Annotated in this window: 16 protein-coding genes and 1 riboswitch; of the genes, 8 read left to right on the top strand and 8 right to left on the bottom strand. The window is 74.8% G+C overall.

Going from position 1 to position 17,282, the window contains the following annotated elements:
- Positions 1-3: 3 nt before the first annotated feature.
- From cobO to CG747_RS08245, 7 genes are all read right to left on the bottom strand, one after another.
- Positions 4-603 (bottom strand): cob(I)yrinic acid a,c-diamide adenosyltransferase, encoded by a 600-nt coding sequence (cobO, locus tag CG747_RS08275; RefSeq protein ID WP_100600993.1) that lies wholly within the window; start codon positions 601-603, stop codon positions 4-6.
- Positions 603-2,846 carry a putative cobaltochelatase gene (locus tag CG747_RS08270; protein WP_100600992.1) on the bottom strand — a complete coding sequence of 748 codons (2,244 nt, stop codon included), beginning with the start codon at positions 2,844-2,846 and terminating at the stop codon, positions 603-605. The genes cobO and CG747_RS08270 overlap by 1 nt, the downstream gene beginning before the upstream one ends.
- A gap of 56 nt (positions 2,847-2,902) precedes the next feature.
- Entirely contained in the window at positions 2,903-4,471 is a 1,569-nt protein-coding gene (locus CG747_RS08265) for a cobyric acid synthase (RefSeq protein WP_374701753.1), read from the bottom strand.
- Between the two features lie 29 nt (positions 4,472-4,500).
- Positions 4,501-5,469, bottom strand: a complete 969-nt coding sequence (locus CG747_RS08260; protein ID WP_100600990.1) for a cobalamin biosynthesis protein — start codon at positions 5,467-5,469, stop codon at positions 4,501-4,503.
- 128 nt (positions 5,470-5,597) lie between these two features.
- Positions 5,598-5,735, bottom strand: a riboswitch (cobalamin riboswitch).
- 224 nt (positions 5,736-5,959) lie between these two features.
- Positions 5,960-6,196: a hypothetical protein gene (locus CG747_RS08255; RefSeq protein WP_100600989.1), complete on the bottom strand. Its 237-nt coding sequence runs from the start codon at positions 6,194-6,196 to the stop codon at positions 5,960-5,962.
- Between the two features lie 30 nt (positions 6,197-6,226).
- A complete protein-coding gene (locus tag CG747_RS08250) occupies positions 6,227-7,486 on the bottom strand; it encodes an inorganic phosphate transporter (RefSeq protein ID WP_100600988.1) in 1,260 nt (419 codons plus the stop codon).
- A gap of 139 nt (positions 7,487-7,625) precedes the next feature.
- Positions 7,626-8,363, bottom strand: coding sequence for a GH25 family lysozyme (locus tag CG747_RS08245; RefSeq protein WP_180985440.1), 738 nt, complete (start codon positions 8,361-8,363; stop codon positions 7,626-7,628).
- Between the two features lie 232 nt (positions 8,364-8,595).
- Between CG747_RS08245 and CG747_RS08240 the strand changes: the two genes are divergently transcribed.
- From CG747_RS08240 to CG747_RS08215, 6 genes are all read left to right on the top strand, one after another.
- Positions 8,596-9,264: a class II aldolase/adducin family protein gene (locus tag CG747_RS08240; RefSeq protein WP_100600986.1), complete on the top strand. Its 669-nt coding sequence runs from the start codon at positions 8,596-8,598 to the stop codon at positions 9,262-9,264.
- 109 nt (positions 9,265-9,373) lie between these two features.
- Positions 9,374-10,501 (top strand): alpha/beta hydrolase, encoded by a 1,128-nt coding sequence (locus CG747_RS08235; protein WP_100600985.1) that lies wholly within the window; start codon positions 9,374-9,376, stop codon positions 10,499-10,501.
- A 171-nt stretch (positions 10,502-10,672) separates the two neighbouring features.
- Complete coding sequence (locus tag CG747_RS08230) at positions 10,673-12,112, top strand: hypothetical protein (RefSeq protein ID WP_100600984.1); 1,440 nt, start codon at positions 10,673-10,675, stop codon at positions 12,110-12,112.
- A gap of 394 nt (positions 12,113-12,506) precedes the next feature.
- Positions 12,507-14,105, top strand: a complete 1,599-nt coding sequence (locus CG747_RS08225) for an ABC-F family ATP-binding cassette domain-containing protein (protein WP_100600983.1) — start codon at positions 12,507-12,509, stop codon at positions 14,103-14,105.
- Positions 14,106-14,455: 350 nt separating this feature from the next.
- Positions 14,456-14,677 carry a helix-turn-helix domain-containing protein gene (locus CG747_RS08220; RefSeq protein WP_016573902.1) on the top strand — a complete coding sequence of 74 codons (222 nt, stop codon included), beginning with the start codon at positions 14,456-14,458 and terminating at the stop codon, positions 14,675-14,677.
- Between the two features lie 115 nt (positions 14,678-14,792).
- Complete coding sequence (locus CG747_RS08215; RefSeq protein ID WP_100600982.1) at positions 14,793-15,572, top strand: enoyl-CoA hydratase/isomerase family protein; 780 nt, start codon at positions 14,793-14,795, stop codon at positions 15,570-15,572.
- A 28-nt stretch (positions 15,573-15,600) separates the two neighbouring features.
- Here CG747_RS08215 and CG747_RS08210 read toward each other — a convergent pair whose 3' ends face one another.
- Positions 15,601-16,314 (bottom strand): hypothetical protein, encoded by a 714-nt coding sequence (locus CG747_RS08210; protein ID WP_100600981.1) that lies wholly within the window; start codon positions 16,312-16,314, stop codon positions 15,601-15,603.
- 257 nt (positions 16,315-16,571) lie between these two features.
- On the opposite strand from CG747_RS08210, the gene CG747_RS08205 reads away from it, so the two are divergent.
- Both CG747_RS08205 and CG747_RS08200 read left to right on the top strand, forming a co-directional pair.
- Entirely contained in the window at positions 16,572-17,042 is a 471-nt protein-coding gene (locus CG747_RS08205) for an Asp23/Gls24 family envelope stress response protein (protein WP_100600980.1), read from the top strand.
- A gap of 36 nt (positions 17,043-17,078) precedes the next feature.
- Entirely contained in the window at positions 17,079-17,276 is a 198-nt protein-coding gene (locus CG747_RS08200) for a hypothetical protein (protein WP_100600979.1), read from the top strand.
- The last annotated feature ends 6 nt before the right edge of the window (positions 17,277-17,282 follow it).

The raw sequence follows: 17,282 nt of genomic DNA, 5'->3' as shown, positions 1-17,282 counted from the left end.
TGCTCACCATTCGATGCCCCGCTGGCCCTTCTGCCCCGCGTCCATCGGGTGCTTGACCTTCGTCATGTCCGTCACCAGGTCCGCGAAGTCCCGCAGCGCCTCGGGCGCGTCCCGCCCGGTGATGACGACGTGCTGCGTCCCGGGACGGTCCCGCAGCACCGCCACCACCTCCTCGACGTCCACCCATCCCCACTTCAGCGGGTAGGCGAACTCGTCCAGCACCAGCAGCTTGTAGGTCTCCGCGGCCAGGTCCCGCTTGATCTGCTCCCAGCCCTCCCGGGCCGCCTCCTCGTTGCTGAACTGAGAGTCGCGCTGCACCCAGGACCAGCCCTCGCCCATCTTGTGCCAGGCGACGGTGCCGCCCTCCCCGGTGGCGCCCAGCACCGTGAGCGCCCGCTCCTCGCCGACCTTCCACTTCGCCGACTTCACGAACTGGAACACCCCGACCGGCCAGCCCTGGTTCCAGGCCCGCAGCGCCAGCCCGAAGGCGGCGGTGGACTTGCCCTTGCCCTGGCCGGTGTGGACCAGGACCAGCGGGCGGTTGCGGCGCTGGCGGGTGGTGAGCCCGTCCTCCGGTACGACGGACGGCTGTCCCTGTGGCATTACGCGACCTTCTCCCTGTTGGCGTGATCGTGATCCCGGTCCCGGCCGGCACTGCCGCCGCCGTGGCCGGGCTTGCCCTGTACGGTCCGTACGAGCGCGGAGACGCTGTCCGCGCGCAGCTCGTCGAGGGTGACGGCGGTGCCCCCCAGCTCCCGGGCCAGCTCCCCGGCCAGCCCCAGCCGCACCGGACCAGCCTCGCAGTCCACGACCACCGACGCGGTGCCCTCGGCGGCCAGCAGCTGTGCCGCCCGGTGCGCCCGCCCCACCGGCCCGCCCGTCGCCCGACCGCCACCCCTGGCCGCGCCTCCCCCAGACTCCGTCCGGGGGGACCCCCATCGCGCCGCCCCTTCTGATGCGCCGGTGGCCCGGCCGTCGGTGACCACCACCAGCAGCGGCCGGCGGGACGGGTCCCGCATCCGCTCCACCCGCAGCACCTCGTGGGCCCGCAGCAGCCCCTCCGCCAGCGGCGTCCGGCCGCCCGTCGGCAGCTGCGCCAGCCGCGCCGCGCCCGCCTCGACCGACGACGTCGGCGGCAGCGCCAACTCGGCACCGGAACCCCGGAAGGTGATCATCCCGATCTTGTCCCGCCGCTGGTACGCGTCGACCAGCAGCGACAGCACCGCCCCCTTGACGGCACCCATCCGCTTCCGCGCCGCCATCGACCCGGACGCGTCCACCACGAACAGCACGAGATTGCCCTCGCGCCCCTCGCGCACCGCCTCCCGCAGGTCGTCCCGGCGCACCACCAGGCCCGGCCCGCGCCGCCCGCGGGCCCACTGGTGCGGCGCCGCCGCCTGCACGGTCGCCGCCAGGTGCAGCTTGCCCAGGGTGCCTCGGGGCCGCCGCGCCCCGGTCGTCCGGCCGTGCGCGGTACGCGCCCGGGACCGGCGGCCGTCCGCGCCCTCGCCCAGCCCCGGCACGTCCAGCCGCCGCGTCCGGAACGGCTCGGTGGCGCCCACCGCGGCCTGCTCCCGGCCCGGCCCGGACGCCGCCGGCTCGCCCTCCGGCGCCCGCTCCGGGCTCTCGGACGGCGTCGGGCGCTCCGGCTCCTGCTGCCGCGGCACGTCCGGGCGCGGCGCGTCCCCCGACTGCTCCCGGCCCCCGCCGTCCTGCGGCGGCAGCCCGCCGGGCCCGCCGTCCGGACCCCCGCCGGGGCCGTCCGGGCCGCCGTCCGGACCCTCCGGCTCCGGCTCCGGGTCGTCGTCGCCGTCCGTGCCGCCGGACTCCTCCAGCACCTGGTCGAGCTTGTCCTCGTCGAGCCCCGGCGCGTCGAACGGATTGCGCCGCCGCCGGTGCGGCAGCGCCAGCAGCGCCGCCTGCCGGACGTCCTCCGGCCGTACCTCGGTCCGCCCCGCCCACGCCGCCAGCGCGGTCGCCGTGCGGGCCATCACGATGTCCGCCCGCATCCCGTCCACCTCGAACGCCGCGCAGGTCGCCGCGATCTGCCGCAGCGCCGCGTCGCCGAGCCGCACCGACGGCAGCAACTCCCGCGCCAGCGCGATCCGTTCCCGCAGCTGCCGCTCCTCGTCCGCCCAGCGCGCCGCGAAGCCCGCCGGATCGTCGTCGTACGCCAGCCGGCGCCGGACCACCTCGACCCGCTGCTCCGGATCCCGGGACGCCGCGACCTCCACGGTCAGCCCGAACCGGTCCAGCAACTGCGGCCGCAACTCGCCCTCTTCGGGGTTCATCGTCCCGACGAGCAGGAAGCGGGCGGCGTGCCGCACGGAGACGCCCTCGCGCTCCACGTAGGACGCGCCCATGGCGGCGGCGTCCAACAGGAGGTCCACCAGGTGGTCGTGGAGCAGATTGACCTCGTCCACGTACAGGACGCCCCGGTGCGCGTCGGCCAGCAGGCCCGGCTCGAACGCCTTCACGCCCTCCGACAGGGCCCGTTCGATGTCCAGCGCGCCGACCAGCCGGTCCTCGGACGCCCCCACCGGCAGTTCGACCATCCGCGTCGGGCGCTGCCCGGCGGCGGACGCGCCGTGCGGCCCGTCGGGACAGCCGGGGTCGGGCGCGGCCGGCGCACAGGAGAACCGGCAGCCGTCGACCACGTCCACGACCGGCATCAGCTCCGCCAGCCCGCGCACCATCGTCGACTTCGCGGTGCCCTTCTCGCCCCGGACGAGCACCCCGCCGATGGCCGGCGAGATCGCGTTCAGCAGCAGCCCCAGCCGCATCTCGTCCATGCCGACGACCGCGGTGAACGGGTACTGCCGGGTCGGGTTCTGCGTCGTTGTCATGCCCTGTCGTCCTCCACGTCGCCGGCCGGCTCCTGTCGTGTCCCCTGCATCCGCCCTCATGGCGCCCCCGGAGGAATGAACGGCAACCCCTCCGGCACCCCCTCCTCGATCAGCCGCAGCAGCGCCTTGGTGTCCGCGTGCTCCTCGATCAGATCGCCCAGCCGGTCCAGCTGCTCCTCGCGCAGCGCCCCGAAGCGGGTGTCCGGCGCCGGTACGAACCGGCGCCCGGCCGCGCGGGCCACCTCCCGCAGGAACGCCCGCCGGAAACCGTCGCTCTCCAGGGAGCCGTGCCAGTGCGTGCCCCACACGGCGCCGACCCGGCAGCCGTCCAGGCTGTCGCCCCGGTCGTCGGAGAAGAACGTCTCGCCGCCGGTCACCTGGGCCACACCGTGGTGGATCTCGTACCCCTCCACCGGCTCGCCCAGCGCCCGACCGGACGGCCGGGCGAGGGTCTTCTCCACCGCGAACCGGACCCGGACCGGCAGCAGCCCCAGCCCGTCGACGGCGCCCGCCCGCGACTCGACCTCGTCCTCGATGTGCGCGCCGAGCAGTTGGAAGCCGCCGCAGATGCCCAGCACCGGGCGGCCCTCCGCGGCCCGCCGGACCACCGCGTCGGCCAGCCCGCGCTCGCGCAGCCACGCCAGCGCGCGGACCGTGCCGCGGGTCCCCGGCAGCACCACCAGGTCCGCGTCGGCCAGCTCCTCCGGCCGGTCCACGAACCGCACCACCACGCCCGGTTCGGCCGCCAGCGCGTCCACGTCGGTGAAGTTGGACATCAGCGGCACCGCGCACACCGCGACCCGCAGCACGTCCTCCCCGGCCGGCGGCGCCACCACCGACTCGCGGACCGCCCCGCGCAGCGACACCCTCCCCCAAGGTCTCGACTTCGCTCGACCAGGGGGGACCCCCATCCCGTCCTCCTCGTCGATGCCCAGCCCGTGGGCGTACGGCAGGACACCGTAGGTGCGCCGCCCGGTGATGCCGCGCAGCATCTCCAACCCGGGCTCCAGCAGCGTCACATCGCCGCGGAACTTGTTGACGAGGTAGCCGGCGACCAGCGACTGGTCCTCCTCGGACAGCAGCGCGGTGGTCCCGAAGAACGAGGCGAAGACGCCGCCGCGGTCGATGTCGCCGACCACCACGACCGGGATCCGCGCCGCCCGGGCGATGCCCATGTTGACGATGTCGGTCCGCCGCAGGTTGATCTCGGCCGGGCTGCCGGCGCCCTCGCAGATCACCGCGTCGTGGGTGCGCCGCAGCTCCGCCAGGCAGTCGGTCACCGTACCCAGCAACTGCTCCTGCCGGCCCGCGTGGTAGCCGCGGGCGCTCAGCTCGCCCACCGGCTTCCCCAGCAGCACCACCTGGCTGCTGCGGTCGCTACCGGGCTTGAGCAGCACCGGGTTCATCAGCGCGGTCGGCTCCACCCGGGCCGCGGCCGCCTGCATCGCCTGCGCCCGGCCGATCTCCGCGCCCTCCCGGGTCACGAACGAGTTCAGCGACATGTTCTGCGCCTTGAACGGCGCCACCGAGACGCCCTGCCGCACCAGCCAGCGGCAGATCCCGGCGGTCACCACGCTCTTGCCCGCGTCGGACGTCGTCCCGGCCACCAGCAGCCCGCCGCCCACGGCCCCGCCGGCCGCCTTCCTCCGCCCGTTCACCGGGTCATCCTTCCCTTGATGCCGCGCCGTACCGCGCCCGCCGCAAACCGGCCCGCCACCGTGGCGCCCAGCGCCAGCAGGCTCACTTGCCGGGACAGCCGCGCCGCCCGCTCGATGTCGGACACCCCGGGCGGCCGTGCGCCGCCGTTGAGCACGGGCCGGTGCTCCACCCGCCCGCCGTACGCCAGGGTGCCGCCCAGCCTGATGCCCAGCGCGCCCGCGAACGACGCCTCCACCGGGCCCGCGTTGGGGCTCGGATGCGCCCCGCCGTCCGCCCGCCAGGCCCGCAGCGCGCCGCGCCGGTCCGGGCCCGCCAGTACCGTCAGTGCCGCGGTCAGCCGGGAGCCGGGCCAGCCGGCGACGTCGTCGAGGCGGGCCGCGGCCCAGCCGAACCGCCGGTAGCGCGGCGACTTGTGACCCACCATCGCGTCGAGGGTGTTCACCGCCCGGAACGCCACCAGACCGGGCACCCCGCCGACGGCGCCCCACACCAGCGCGCCGACCACCGCGTCCGAGGTGTTCTCGGCGACCGACTCGACCACCGCACGGGCCATCTGCGGCCCGTCCAGGGCCTGCGGGTCGCGCCCGCACAGGTGCGGCAGCCGCGCCCGGGCCGCGTCCAGGTTGCCCGCCGCCAGCGCGCCGCCGACGGCCCGCGCCTCCCGGCCGAGCGACGTGCCGCCGAGCACCGCCCACACCGCCGCCGCGGTCAACGCGGTCCGGGCGGCCGGGCGGTGCCGTACGGCGCGCTCCAGCAGTGCGGCACCGGCGGCCGCGCCGCCGGCGCACAGCACGGTGTGGGCCGCCCCGTGGCCGCGGTGGTCGCGCCACAGCCGGCGTTCGACGGCGGCGGCGGCCCGGCCGAACGCGGCCACCGGATGGCCGCGCCGTGGATCCGCCGCGATCAGGTCACCGAGGAAGCCGAGGGCTGCGCCGCACGCATATCCCGCGTGTTCGCCGCGCATCGGATCAGGCCGCCGTCCGCCCTCGAAGGGGCCCTGCGGCAGCGGGCAGTGGAGCTCTCGACGGGCAGCCAGGCATGGTGTGTGTCCTCACTCAGGGTCCTCGCCCTGGCTCGACGTGACGGCGACCAGAGTCTCCTGGCTCCCGGATCGGTGCCTCCCCCGGCCTTCCCGCCCGTACGGGGTGCGTACGGGCCGTGGCCCTCGTCGGAGGAGCACTCCCCGGTGACAGTGGCGGGACCGCGCCGGATTCGCACCGGACTTCCTCTGCTGTCGCCGATTGGCCCCGGCAGTCCACCACGCCCGCGAGGGTCCGTCAACTCGCCCTTGACCTGCGACGCAGCCCGGCTGTCGGCCCTGTGGCGCACACCACAGGGCGTCCGACGGCGCACGGACGCGGGGCCCCGGGAACGCGGACGGGGCGCCCGGGGCCGCGGCTGCTGCCGCGTCCGCCGGACGCCCCGTCCGCTGCCGGCCCGGGCCGGCGCCGGTCTCAGGCGGCGACGATCAGATAGATCCCGTACGCCACCGCGGCCGCGCAGAGCGCGAAGGCCAGCACCGCCCCGGCGCGCGCTCCCGCGCCCGGCGCCGTCGTGGCCGCCGCGTCGCCGTCCACGGCCGGCTTGCGGGAGGTCCCCACGATCCCGACGGTGAACAGGCCCACGATTCCCACCGTCACCACGAGGCTGACGCCGAAGACCTGGCCGAGAGCTGCCCAGTCGATGTGCATTGCGTAGTCCTTAGGTCGGATCGGCCGGCGTCAGGAGGTGACCGACGCGGGTTGGGCGGGGGCGACGGCCGGGGTGGGAGCGGCAGCCGCTTCCGCGGCTTCGGCGGTCGCCGGGGCGAGCGGGCCCGCCGGGGGAGGGGAGACGGTCTGCAGCGCCGTGGTGACGACACCGGCCGGCTCCGCCGCCGGACCCTCGTTGACGTTGGTGTGGTCCACCGGCTTGCGCCGGGAGGCGGCCCAGATGCCGCCGCAGACGGCCAGTGCCAGGACGGCGACCGCGGTCACGCCCCAGGTGCCCTGGTCGGCGAGGAACGCGGCTCCCGCGGAGACCAGACCGGCGGCCGGCAGGGTCAGACCCCAGGCCACGACCATCCGGCCGGCCGTGGACCAGCGCACCACGCCGCCCTTGCGGCCCAGTCCGGAGCCCATCACGGAGCCGGAGCAGACCTGGGTGGTGGAGAGCGCGAAGCCGAGGTGGGAGGAGGCCAGGATGGTGGCCGCGGCGCCGGTCTGGGCGGCGAAGCCCTGCGGCGGCTGGATGTCGGTGATGCCCTTGCCCATGGTGCGGATGATCCGCCAGCCGCCCAGGTAGGTGCCGAGCGCGATGGCCAGGCCCGCGGAGGCGATCACCCACATCGGCGGGTCGGAGTGCGGGGCGATGACCCCGCCGGTGATCAGCGCGAGGGTGATCACCCCCATCGTCTTCTGCGCGTCGTTGGTGCCGTGGGCCAGCGAGACCAGGGCCGCCGAGGCGATCTGTCCGGCGCGGTAGCCCTTGGCGGTGTCGGCCTCGGCGCGGCCGCGGGTCAGCCGGTAGGTGAGCCGGGTCGCGGCCATCGCGGCGAGTCCCGCGACGAACGGCGCGGCCACCGCCGGGATCAGGACCTTCATGACGACGGCCTGGCCGTGCACGCCGCCGGTGCCGACGGACACCAGCGTCGCGCCGATCAGACCGCCGAAGAGGGCGTGGGAGGAGCTGGAGGGAAGGCCGGCGAGCCAGGTCAGGAGGTTCCAGATGATGGCGCCGACCAGGCCGGCGAAGATCACTTCAGGTCTGATGCCGGCACTCTCGTCGATGATGCCGCCGGAGATGGTCTTGGCCACCTCCACGGAGAGGAACGCCCCGACGAGATTGAGTCCCGCCGACATCGCCACCGCGACCTTGGGTCGCAAGGCGCCGGTGGAGATGGTGGTGGCCATTGCGTTGGCCGTGTCGTGGAAGCCGTTCGTAAAGTCGAACACCAAGGCCGTGACGATCACGATCCCGATGAGAAGCGTGATGTGTTCCATTCACCCAGGCAATCCGTGTCGAAGGTCAGTGTCGTCGGGACCGTACGGACGGCGGGTGAACGGAAAGTGAACTCGGCCGGGCGCCGCGGTGACACCCCCGCAGTGTTCACGCGGAGGCGCCCCTACTGCCACTTGCGTCTCACCCGTCGGCAAATTTCCTGAGCTGGGCCAGGGTCCCGTTCCAGCGGTCCTGATCACCGGGCAGCGGCCCGTGCGAGGCGTACTGCCGGATGGTCGGGTACGACCAGCCGGCGGGCGTCTGCGCCGTGCCCGAGTAGTCCGCCAGCCACAGCGGATGGTTCGCGCCGAAGGCCCGGCTGCCGCCCGTGCAGCGGTCCCACCAGCGGGCGGTGGTGTAGATCACCGGCCGCCGGCCGGTGCTGCGCCGCACCTCGTCGCTGAACGCCCGTATCCAGCGGACCAGCGCCGTCCGCCCCAGCCCGAAGCACGGCTGCCGGGCGTCGTACGGGTTGTGCTCGATGTCGAGGGCGGGCGGCAGCGTCCAGCCGTCCGCCTTCCAGTGGCCGCCGTGCTGGAGGAAGTACCGGGCCTGCCGGGTGCCCGACGACGCGCTGGGCACGGCGAAGTGGTAGGCGCCGTGCAGCAGTCCGGCCGCGCGGGAGCCGTTGTACTGCGCGGAGAAGTACGGATTGCGGTAGCCGGCCGACTCGGTGGCCTTGACGTAGACGAATCGCGCGCCCTTGGCGCGGGCCGCCCGCCAGTCGATCTGCTTCTGGTACGACGAGACGTCGTGCCCGAGGGGCCGGCTGTCCGCGACGGCCAGGGAGGGGTGTTCGGCGAGTGCGGTGCCGGCCAGTGACGCCACCGCTATCGCGGTCGCCAGCCTGGCCCGGGGCGTGGAGCGGTCACAAGTCATGGGTCCCCCTGGGTGATGACATGTGAAGGGGTGTAGTTCACTCGACGTTAGTGGATGATCGACGCAAGGTGGATGATCTCCGGCCAATCGCCCTGAGATGGCCAGTTACCCCCATATGGCGGATAACGGACAGTTGGCACCTTGGCGTACAGTGCCCCGGCCTGCTCGTACGGTGTCGTGCAGCGCCCTCGTGTGTTTCCGCACGTCCCGCAGCGTCGCACCGGAGGACAGCATGAAGGACCACCCCGACCACCTCGCCGACGCCTGGAGCGAACTCGTCGCCACCGCCCGCCGGACCGCCGCCGACGGCCTCGTCGTCGGCACCTCGGGCAACGTCTCGGTCCGCGTCAGGGACCTGATCCTCGTCACGCCCAGCGGCGTCCCCTACGACCGGCTCGGCCCCTCCGACCTCACCGGCGTCGACCTCGAAGGCCGCGCCGTCATCGGCAGACTCCGCCCGACCAGCGAACTCCCGCTCCACCTGGCCGTCTACCGCAACACCAACGCCACCGCGATCGTGCACACCCACGCCCCGCACGCCACCGCGGTCTCCACCCTCGTCACCGAACTCCCGCCCATCCACTACATGGCCGCCGCGCTCGGCGGCCCCGTCCGCGTCGCCCCCTACGCCCTCTACGGCAGCGACGAACTCGCCGCCCACATGCTCGACGCGCTCCGCGACCGCACCGCCGCACTCCTCCAGAACCACGGCACCATCGCGTACGGCACCGACCTCGCCCAGGCACTGGACCGCACCGCCCAACTGGAGTGGATGTGCCGGGTCTGGCTCATCGCCGCCACCGTGCCCGGCCACACCCCCAGCCTGCTGTCGCCCGCCCAGCTCGACGCGGCGGGCGACCGGCTGCGCGGCTACGGCCAGCGCGCCGACGGCCCCGCATAGCCCTTCGCGGGACCCCGCACCGCACCCCGCACCGCACGACACCGCTGGTCCGGCCGCCGGCACCGGGCGCCCGGTGGCCGGGACCGGCGACGCTGCGCACACTGGAGAGATGCGACTGGGGACCGTGGCGGCGGTGACCGCCACCACTGTGATCGGTGCCGCGGTGGCCGCCGTGGCCGCCGGGAGGTACGCCGGCGACGTTGCCCTGAAACCGTCGCCCGGCCATCCCTTCCCCGGCGATTCACGGCTCACCGTCCACTCCGCCGTCGGCGACCACATCGTCCTCACCCGGAGCCTGGCCTCCCTCAGGCCCGGCACCTACGGACTTTCCGGCGCCGGCTGCCACGCGGTGGTCGGCCCCGTCGTCCACGGCACCCCGCACCCCGCCGACGCCGTGGTGCGCCGGCTGGAGCGGGTCACCCACGGCACCCTGCGGCCCGGCGCCCGGATGCGGCTGACCCCGCAGGTGCACATCGGCAACCCCCACGACACCCTCGGCATCACCTGCGCCGACGTCGACATCCCCGGCGAACTCGGCGCCCTGCCCGCGTGGTTCGTGCCCGGCGCCCGCGACACCTGGGTCATCACCGTCCACGGCATCGGCACCACCCGCGAACACCCCATGGTGGTGCTGCCGTTCCTGCGGCGCCACGACTTCCCCGTCCTCTCCCTCGCCTACCGCAACGACGCCGGCGCCCCGCGCACCGCCGACGGCATCCACCACCTCGGCGACACCGAGTGGCGCGACCTGGACGCCGCCATCCGCTACGCCGTCGGCTACGGCGCCCGTGCGGTCGTCCTCTACGGCTGGTCCACCGGCGCCACCATGGCGCTGCGCGCCGCCGTCAACTCCGGGCTGCGCCACCGGGTCTCCGGCCTCGTCCTGGACTCCCCGGTCCTCGACCGGCACGCCACCGTCCGCGCCCTGGCCACCGCCCGCCACATCCCGCGCGCCCTGCTGCCGCTGGCCGTCCGCGCCGCGGAGGGCCACACCGGGCTGCCCGTCGACCGCCCCGCCGACGCCGTCGACCCCGACGAACTCGACGCGCCCGTCCTCCTCTTCCACGGCCCCGAGGACACCCTCGCCCCCTGGGACGCCTCCCGCCGCTTCGCCGCCCGCCGCCCGGAGCTGATCACCCTTCAGCCCGTCCCGCACGCCCCGCACGCCGCGATGTGGAACGCCGCACCGGACCGCTACGAGGAGACCCTGCGCCGCTTCCTCACCCCGCTCATGTGACGCCGCCGGCCGCCGGCCGCCACCGCCCCCGAAGGACCCCGGCCCGGCCCGCAGGTGTACGGGGGGACAACTGCCCCCATCAGGGGTGGGACGGTGCGGTGACGCGGGCCTGAAGAGCCGCAAACCGGGTTCCGATTGGGCTTTCGGGCCGTCAGCGGCAAGACTGCTCCTGTGACGTCCCGTACTCCGCGCGACTCCCGGCTCCGACTCGTCCCCCGACAACCGATTGCGGCCGCCCGCCGGGCGGTGAGCACCCGGGCCACCCGCCCGGCGCCCAGGCCCCCCGAGGGCACCCCGTCGCCCGCGGAACTGGCCCGCCAGGCCCGTGCCGTACTGGCCGGCCCGGCCCGGCTCGCACGCTGGGCCGACCGCGCGGGCAGCCTCCGGGCCGGTCCGGACGGATCGCTCCCGGAGGACGCCGTCGCCGTCGCCGCGGACGCCCTGGGCCTGTCCCCCCGCCAGGTCCGCGCCGACTGGGACCGGGCCCGGCTCGCCGGACTGGTCGAACTCCACGACGGCCTGGCCCGCCCCGGCTGGCGACTGCGCGCCTGGGACCGCGACGACACCGCCGCGCTGCGCGGCTGGGTCGCGCTCTTCGACGCCTGGTCGCTGGCCCTGCCGACCCCGGCCGAGGCGGGCCCCGCCGCCGTGGCCGAGGTCGTCGAGGCCGTCCCGCAGCTGCTGTCCCTGCTGCACCTGTCCGCCGGGCCGGTGCGGCTGCCGGTGCTGCTCGACATGCTCGACCAGCGCGTCGCCGAACTGCGTACCGAACGCTGCGAGGTCCCCTACGAGGCGGACCCGGCCGCGGACGGCACCGACGCCGGGGGGACGGTGAGCGACGCCGCGGGGGCGCCGCTCGCCGCCCTCCTGCGTTGGGCGCTGGACGCGCTGCTCGCGGTCGGCGCGCTGATGCCGCCGGACGGCGCCCCCCAAGACGCCGACGAGGGCCGCCACTACGGCCAGGAGGCCCAGCTGACGCCGCTCGGCAACTGGTCGGTGTGGGTCAAGCTGGAGCAGATCTGCGTCGCCGCGCAGAGCCCGGCCGGCCACATCGAGCAGTCCGCGGAGGCGATGCTGCGCGGCTGCGCCCGGCTGACCCCGGGCCCGGCCCGCGCCGAGTACCGCGCCTGGCTCGCCGCCCGCTCCGTCGGCGCCGCCGTCGAGGAACTCCTGGCCGCCGCCCGCGGCGAGGACGCACTGCTGCGCGGGCTGGCCTTCGAGGCGCTGCGCGCGGTCGGCGCCCCCGCCGAACCCGCCGTCCGCGCCGTCGCCGAGGAGCCGGTACTGCGGCCCTACGCCCTGCTGTGGCTCTTCGAGCACGAGGGCGGCGACCCGGAGACCGCGCCCGACGTCCTCACCCGCGAGGAGTCGACCTGGCTGTGGGTGGACACCGCGGCGGCCGTCGCCGACCACGGCGAGACCCAACTGCTGGTCCGGCACCTGGACTCGGCCGTCCAGGGCTCGGTGCCGCGGCTGCTGGAGGAGGTCCGCGCGGTCGGCCACCCGCGCACCGTCCAGGTGCTGGTGGCGCTGGCCGCCGCCCACCCCGACCCGGCGCTCGCCAAGGCCGTCCGCCGGGCGGCCTTCCAGGTGCACACCGGCGGCGCGTAACCGCCCGGACGCCCCGGCCGGGCGCCGACGGGTCACGACCCCGTCCCGCCCGGCCGGCAGGCGCCGACGCTCCGGACGCCGCCCTCGGCGCCCCTGTCGCTCCGCGGAACGGGCCGCCGCGCCCCTCGAACCGGGCGTCATCCTCCCTTCCCCGCCGGTGAGTTGTGAGTTCGGCACGGGGAAACGCCCCGCGCGTCACCGGGCGGTCACGCGCCGTCCGCGGCCCTGTGTCCTGGCTCACAGTCGCGCGGCGGGGTCCGGCGACGCCGGGAAACGACTTGCACCGGCCCGTTAGACTGCCTCCATGGCAGTCCTCCTTTGGGTTCATTAGACGGCGTAGACCGCTCTCGGACCGTCCGTCCAACCCGCCGTCTTCCTGCCCTGGAGTTTTCCCGTGATCACCGCTTCCGGCCTTGAGCTGCGCGCCGGCGCCCGCGTCCTCATCGAATCCGCTTCCTTCCGCATCGCCAGGGGCGACCGCATCGGCCTGGTCGGCCGCAACGGCGCCGGCAAGACCACCCTCACCAAGGTCCTGGCCGGCCAGGGCATGCCGGCCAGCGGCTCGGTCACCCGCTCCGGCGAGGTCGGCTACCTCCCGCAGGACCCGCGCACCGGCGACCTGGACATCCTGGCCCGCGACCGCATCCTCTCCGCCCGCGGCCTGGACACCGTCCTGCGCAAGATGCGGGAGAACGAGGACCGGATGGCGAACGGCCAGGGCGCCACCCGCGAGAAGGCCATGAAGAAGTACGAGCGGCTGGAGACCGAGTTCCTCACCAAGGGCGGGTACGCCGCCGAGGCCGAGGCCGCGACCATCGCCGCCAGCCTGGGCCTGCCCGACCGCATCCTCGGCCAGCCCCTGCACACCCTCTCCGGTGGTCAGCGGCGCCGCGTCGAGCTGGCCCGGATCCTCTTCTCGGACTCCGACATCCTGCTGCTCGACGAGCCGACCAACCACCTCGACGCCGACTCCATCGCGTGGCTGCGCGACTACCTCAAGACCTACCGCGGCGGCTTCATCGTCATCTCGCACGACGTCGACCTGGTCGAGACCGTCGTGAACAAGGTGTTCTACCTGGACGCCAACCGCTCGCAGATCGACGTCTACAACATGGGCTGGAAGCTCTACCAGCAGCAGCGCGAGGCCGACGAGAAGCGCCGCAAGCGCGAGCGCGCCAACGCCGAGAAGAAGGCCGCGGCGCTCAACTCCCAGGCCGACAAGATGCGGGCCAAGGCCACCAAGACCGTCGCCGCCCAGAACATGGCCAAGCGCGCCGACAAGCTGCTCGCCGGCCTGGAGGCGGTGCGCGCCTCCGACAAGGTCGCCAAGCTGCGCTTCCCGGACCCCGCGCCGTGCGGCAAGACCCCGCTCACCGCCGAGGGCCTCTCCAAGTCCTACGGCTCCCTGGAGATCTTCACCGACGTCGACCTGGCCATCGACAAGGGCTCCCGGGTCGTCATCCTGGGCCTCAACGGCGCCGGCAAGACCACCCTGCTGCGGATGCTGGCGGGCGTGGAGACGCCCGACACCGGCGAGGTCCGCCCCGGCCACGGCCTCAAGCTCGGCTACTACGCCCAGGAGCACGAGACCCTGGACCCGGACCGCACGGTCCTGGAGAACATGCGCTCCGCCGCGCCCGACATGGACCTCGTCGAGGTCCGCAAGGTGCTCGGCTCCTTCCTGTTCTCCGGCGACGACGTCGACAAGCCGGCCGGCGTGCTCTCCGGCGGCGAGAAGACCCGGCTCGCCCTGGCGACCCTGGTCGTCTCCTCCGCCAACGTCCTCCTCCTCGACGAGCCCACCAACAACCTCGACCCGGCCAGCCGCGAGGAGATCCTCGGCGCGCTGCGCACCTTCAGCGGCGCGGTCGTCCTGGTGACGCACGACGAGGGCGCGGTGGACGCGCTGACACCGGAGCGGATCATCCTGCTGCCGGACGGTGTCGAGGACCTGTGGGGCCAGGACTACGCGGACCTGGTCGCCCTGGCCTGATCACCGCCCTACCGGTGCCGCCGGATGGATCACGCCGGCTGGATCATTCGGCCCATGGGTGATCCATCATCTGAGTGAGAACGGCTCGTACACCGGCGAGCCTGCGGCGACCGGCCGGGCCTCTTGGGCCCGGCCGTTTCCTTTTCGGCGGCACACCACCTGACCTGGCACTTCCCCCATGCCGGGGTGCGCGCGGGGGCCGCGGAGCGGACGGAAGCGGCAATTCCGAGCGCGCCGGGCGCCGGCGGGACGGCAAAGGATGTCCCACAGACCTTGCGGAATGGGTGGCCAGGAAGCCGGGGAGGGGTGATCATGAGAGTCCAGAGCGCACTTCCCACGAGGAGGCACGGGTGGCCGAGACTCTGAAGAAGGGCAGCCGGGTTACCGGCGCCGCGCGCGAGAAGCTCGCGGCAGACCTGAAGAAGAAGTACGACTCCGGAGCGAGCATCCGGGCGCTGGCCGAGGAAACCGGCCGCTCCTATGGATTCGTGCACCGGATGCTCAGCGAATCCGGTGTGGTCCTGCGAGGCCGCGGCGGAGCCACGAGGGGCAAGAAGGCCGCCTCGGTCTGACGGCCGCGGCTCCGAGTGCAGGCGGTCACCCCCCGGCCGTCCGATGGTTCGGCCGGGAGGTTACCGTTCAGTCACTTACGCACGCAGGTGCGGTGGCTGACTCGGAGGCGCCCTCATGACTCTGCTCGACAAGCACGGTGTGCGGCTCACCGTGGACGACGCGATCGCCACGGTGACCCTTGCCAACGCGGCCAAGCGCAATGCCCAGAGCCCCGCCATGTGGCGGGCGCTGGTCGAGGCGGGCTCGCTGCTGCCGGGGAACGTACGGATCGTGGTGCTGCGCGGTGAGGGCAAGTCCTTCTCCGCGGGGCTGGACCGGCAGGCGTTCACGCCCGAAGGATTCGACGGCGAACCGTCGTTCCTCGACTTGGCGCGCGGTACGGACGAAGCGCTGGACGCCACGATCGCCGAGTACCAGGACGCGTTCACCTGGTGGCGGCGGAGCGACCTGGTGTCGATCGCCGCGGTCCAGGGCCACGCCATCGGCGCTGGCTTCCAGTTGGCCCTCGCCTGCGACCTGCGGGTCGCCGCCGAGGACGTGCAGTTCGCCATGCGCGAGACCAGCCTGGGCCTGGTTCCCGACCTGACCGGCACGCATCCCCTGGTCGGCCTGGTCGGCTACGCCCGGGCGCTGGAGATCTGCGCCACCGGACGCTTCGTGCATGCCGAAGAGGCCGGGCGGATCGGCCTCGCCAACCTCGTCGTGCCCGGTGACGAACTCGACGCCGCGGTGGCCGACCTGGCCGCCGCGCTCACCGCCGCGCCCCGGGACGCCGTCATCGAGACCAAGGCCCTGCTGGCCGGCGCCGCGGGGCGCACCTACGAGGAGCAGCGCCGGGCCGAGCGCGCCGCCCAGGCGCGGCGGCTGCGGGACCTGGCCGGGGTCGGCGACTGACCGTCCACTCCGCGCGCATCCGTCGCCGTCAGGCGCCGTCCACCGCCGTGACCAGTACCGCGGCCGAGGCCGGCGCCGGCGGCCGACCGGTGACCGCCCGGCGGACCGCGCGGGCCACGTCCAACGGGCGGTGGCCGGCGGCGGTCGCCACCTGGATCAGTACGTGGTCCCCGTCGCCGCTGCGGGCCACCGGGCGGGAGCGACCCGCCGGGGCGAGCCCGGCCACCCCGGGGACGGCGAGCACCCGGGCGGCGAGGTCCTCCGGTTCCTCGGCGCCGCCCGGGCCCGCCCCGGCCCGCGGACCGTCCCCCGTCGCGTCCGGCGCGGTGTCCGCCGGCTCGGCCGCGTCGTCCAGCAGCGCACCGACCCGGAGGTCCACGGCGCTCACCCGCAGGCCCAGGCCCTCCTCCGCCGCGGCCAGCAGGGCCGTCCGGAGCTGTTCGGCGAGCGCCGGCAGGGGGCGGCCGGGCGGTGCGGCGAAGTCCGCGGTGATGCGCAGCGGGCCCGGCGGCAGGGCGCTGGGCGGCGCCGGTACGGTCGGCGCCGGGGCGTCGTCGGGGGCGGCGAGGGAGAGCCGCAGGGTGCCCAGCCGGATGCCGGGCGGGGTGCCGGGGGCCCGCAGGAGCGCGGTGCGGGCCGCACGTTCGGTGATCCACGCGCCGTCCGCCGAGCCGCCGAGCGGCAGGACCCGGCCGAGGCCGAGCTGCTCCCGTACGGCGCGTGCCAACTCGTTCGAGGCCACCGTGTCACCCCTTTCCGGACCACCTCCCCAGCCTGCCGCAGCCCGCCCGCCGCGGCCGGATGCGGCACTCCGCTGCCGCATCCCCGGAGCGCGCCCGCCCGCCCGCCCCTACTGTGGGGAACAGGATGAATGGCGCGAATGGCGTGAATAGCGCCAAAGGCGTAGGCCGCTTGATGCGCGCCAGGCCAGTCGCCGCGGCAGGTCCGTGAGCCGTCGGGCGGCGGGTCCGTGACGCGGCGCAGAAGGGACGCACGGCGATGACCGAGAGCCAGCAGGGCGCGGACACCACGAAGCCGCCGGTGAAACGGGGCGGGGGCGACCCCGCCACCCGCGGCCGGACGACCATCGCCGACGGTGTGGTGGAGAAGATCGCCGGGCTCGCCGCCCGCGACGTGGTGGGCGTCCACACGATGGGCAGCGGCTTCGCCCGCACGCTGGGTGCGGTGCGCGACCGGGTGCCCGGCGGCGGGCGGTCGGCCACCGCGACGCGCGGGGTGAAGGCCGAGGTCGGTGAGGTGCAGACCGCGCTGGACCTGGAGATCGTCGTCGACTACGGGGTCGCCATCGCGGAGGTGGCCCGGGCCGTCCGGGAGAACGTGATCGCCGCCGTGGAGCGGATGACCGGCCTGGAGGTCGTCGAGGTCAACATCGCGGTGAGCGACGTGCAGCTGCCCGACGAGGAAGACGAGGAAGGCGGGGCCGGCGGAGCGGAGCCGCGGCTCCAGTGACCGGGCCCGGCCGGAGCGGTAGCGAAGGAGCGCACGATGAGCATGGCCGTGATCGGTCTCGTGGCGGGGATGGCGCTGGGCTTCGCCGGGTACTTCGGCGGGTTCGGGGCCTTCGTCCTGGTGGCGGCGCTGGGCGCCGTCGGGTTCGTGGCCGGCAGGTTCCTGGAGGGCGACCTGGAGGCCGGGGAGTTCTTCCGTATCCGGACCGGCGACCGCGACGATCGGCGGCGGTGAACCCGG

Source organism: Streptomyces sp. CB02959 (assembly GCF_002803155.1).
In the GTDB taxonomy this organism is placed as follows: domain Bacteria; phylum Actinomycetota; class Actinomycetes; order Streptomycetales; family Streptomycetaceae; genus Streptomyces.
This window is presented reverse-complemented; position numbering and strand designations above follow the sequence as displayed.

What these genes read in the sequence shown, in the direction of transcription:
- cobO (WP_100600993.1), bottom strand. Translation starts at nt 603, where the DNA reads ATGCCACAGGGACAGCCGTCCGTCGTACCGGAGGACGGGCTCACCACC.
- CG747_RS08270 (WP_100600992.1), bottom strand. Translation starts at nt 2,846, where the DNA reads ATGACAACGACGCAGAACCCGACCCGGCAGTACCCGTTCACCGCGGTC.
- CG747_RS08260 (WP_100600990.1), bottom strand. Translation starts at nt 5,469, where the DNA reads ATGCGCGGCGAACACGCGGGATATGCGTGCGGCGCAGCCCTCGGCTTC.
- CG747_RS08255 (WP_100600989.1), bottom strand. Translation starts at nt 6,196, where the DNA reads ATGCACATCGACTGGGCAGCTCTCGGCCAGGTCTTCGGCGTCAGCCTC.
- CG747_RS08250 (WP_100600988.1), bottom strand. Translation starts at nt 7,486, where the DNA reads ATGGAACACATCACGCTTCTCATCGGGATCGTGATCGTCACGGCCTTG.
- CG747_RS08245 (WP_180985440.1), bottom strand. Translation starts at nt 8,363, where the DNA reads ATGACTTGTGACCGCTCCACGCCCCGGGCCAGGCTGGCGACCGCGATA.
- CG747_RS08240 (WP_100600986.1), top strand. Translation starts at nt 8,596, where the DNA reads ATGAAGGACCACCCCGACCACCTCGCCGACGCCTGGAGCGAACTCGTC.
- CG747_RS08235 (WP_100600985.1), top strand. Translation starts at nt 9,374, where the DNA reads ATGCGACTGGGGACCGTGGCGGCGGTGACCGCCACCACTGTGATCGGT.
- CG747_RS08215 (WP_100600982.1), top strand. Translation starts at nt 14,793, where the DNA reads ATGACTCTGCTCGACAAGCACGGTGTGCGGCTCACCGTGGACGACGCG.
- CG747_RS08205 (WP_100600980.1), top strand. Translation starts at nt 16,572, where the DNA reads ATGACCGAGAGCCAGCAGGGCGCGGACACCACGAAGCCGCCGGTGAAA.
- CG747_RS08200 (WP_100600979.1), top strand. Translation starts at nt 17,079, where the DNA reads ATGAGCATGGCCGTGATCGGTCTCGTGGCGGGGATGGCGCTGGGCTTC.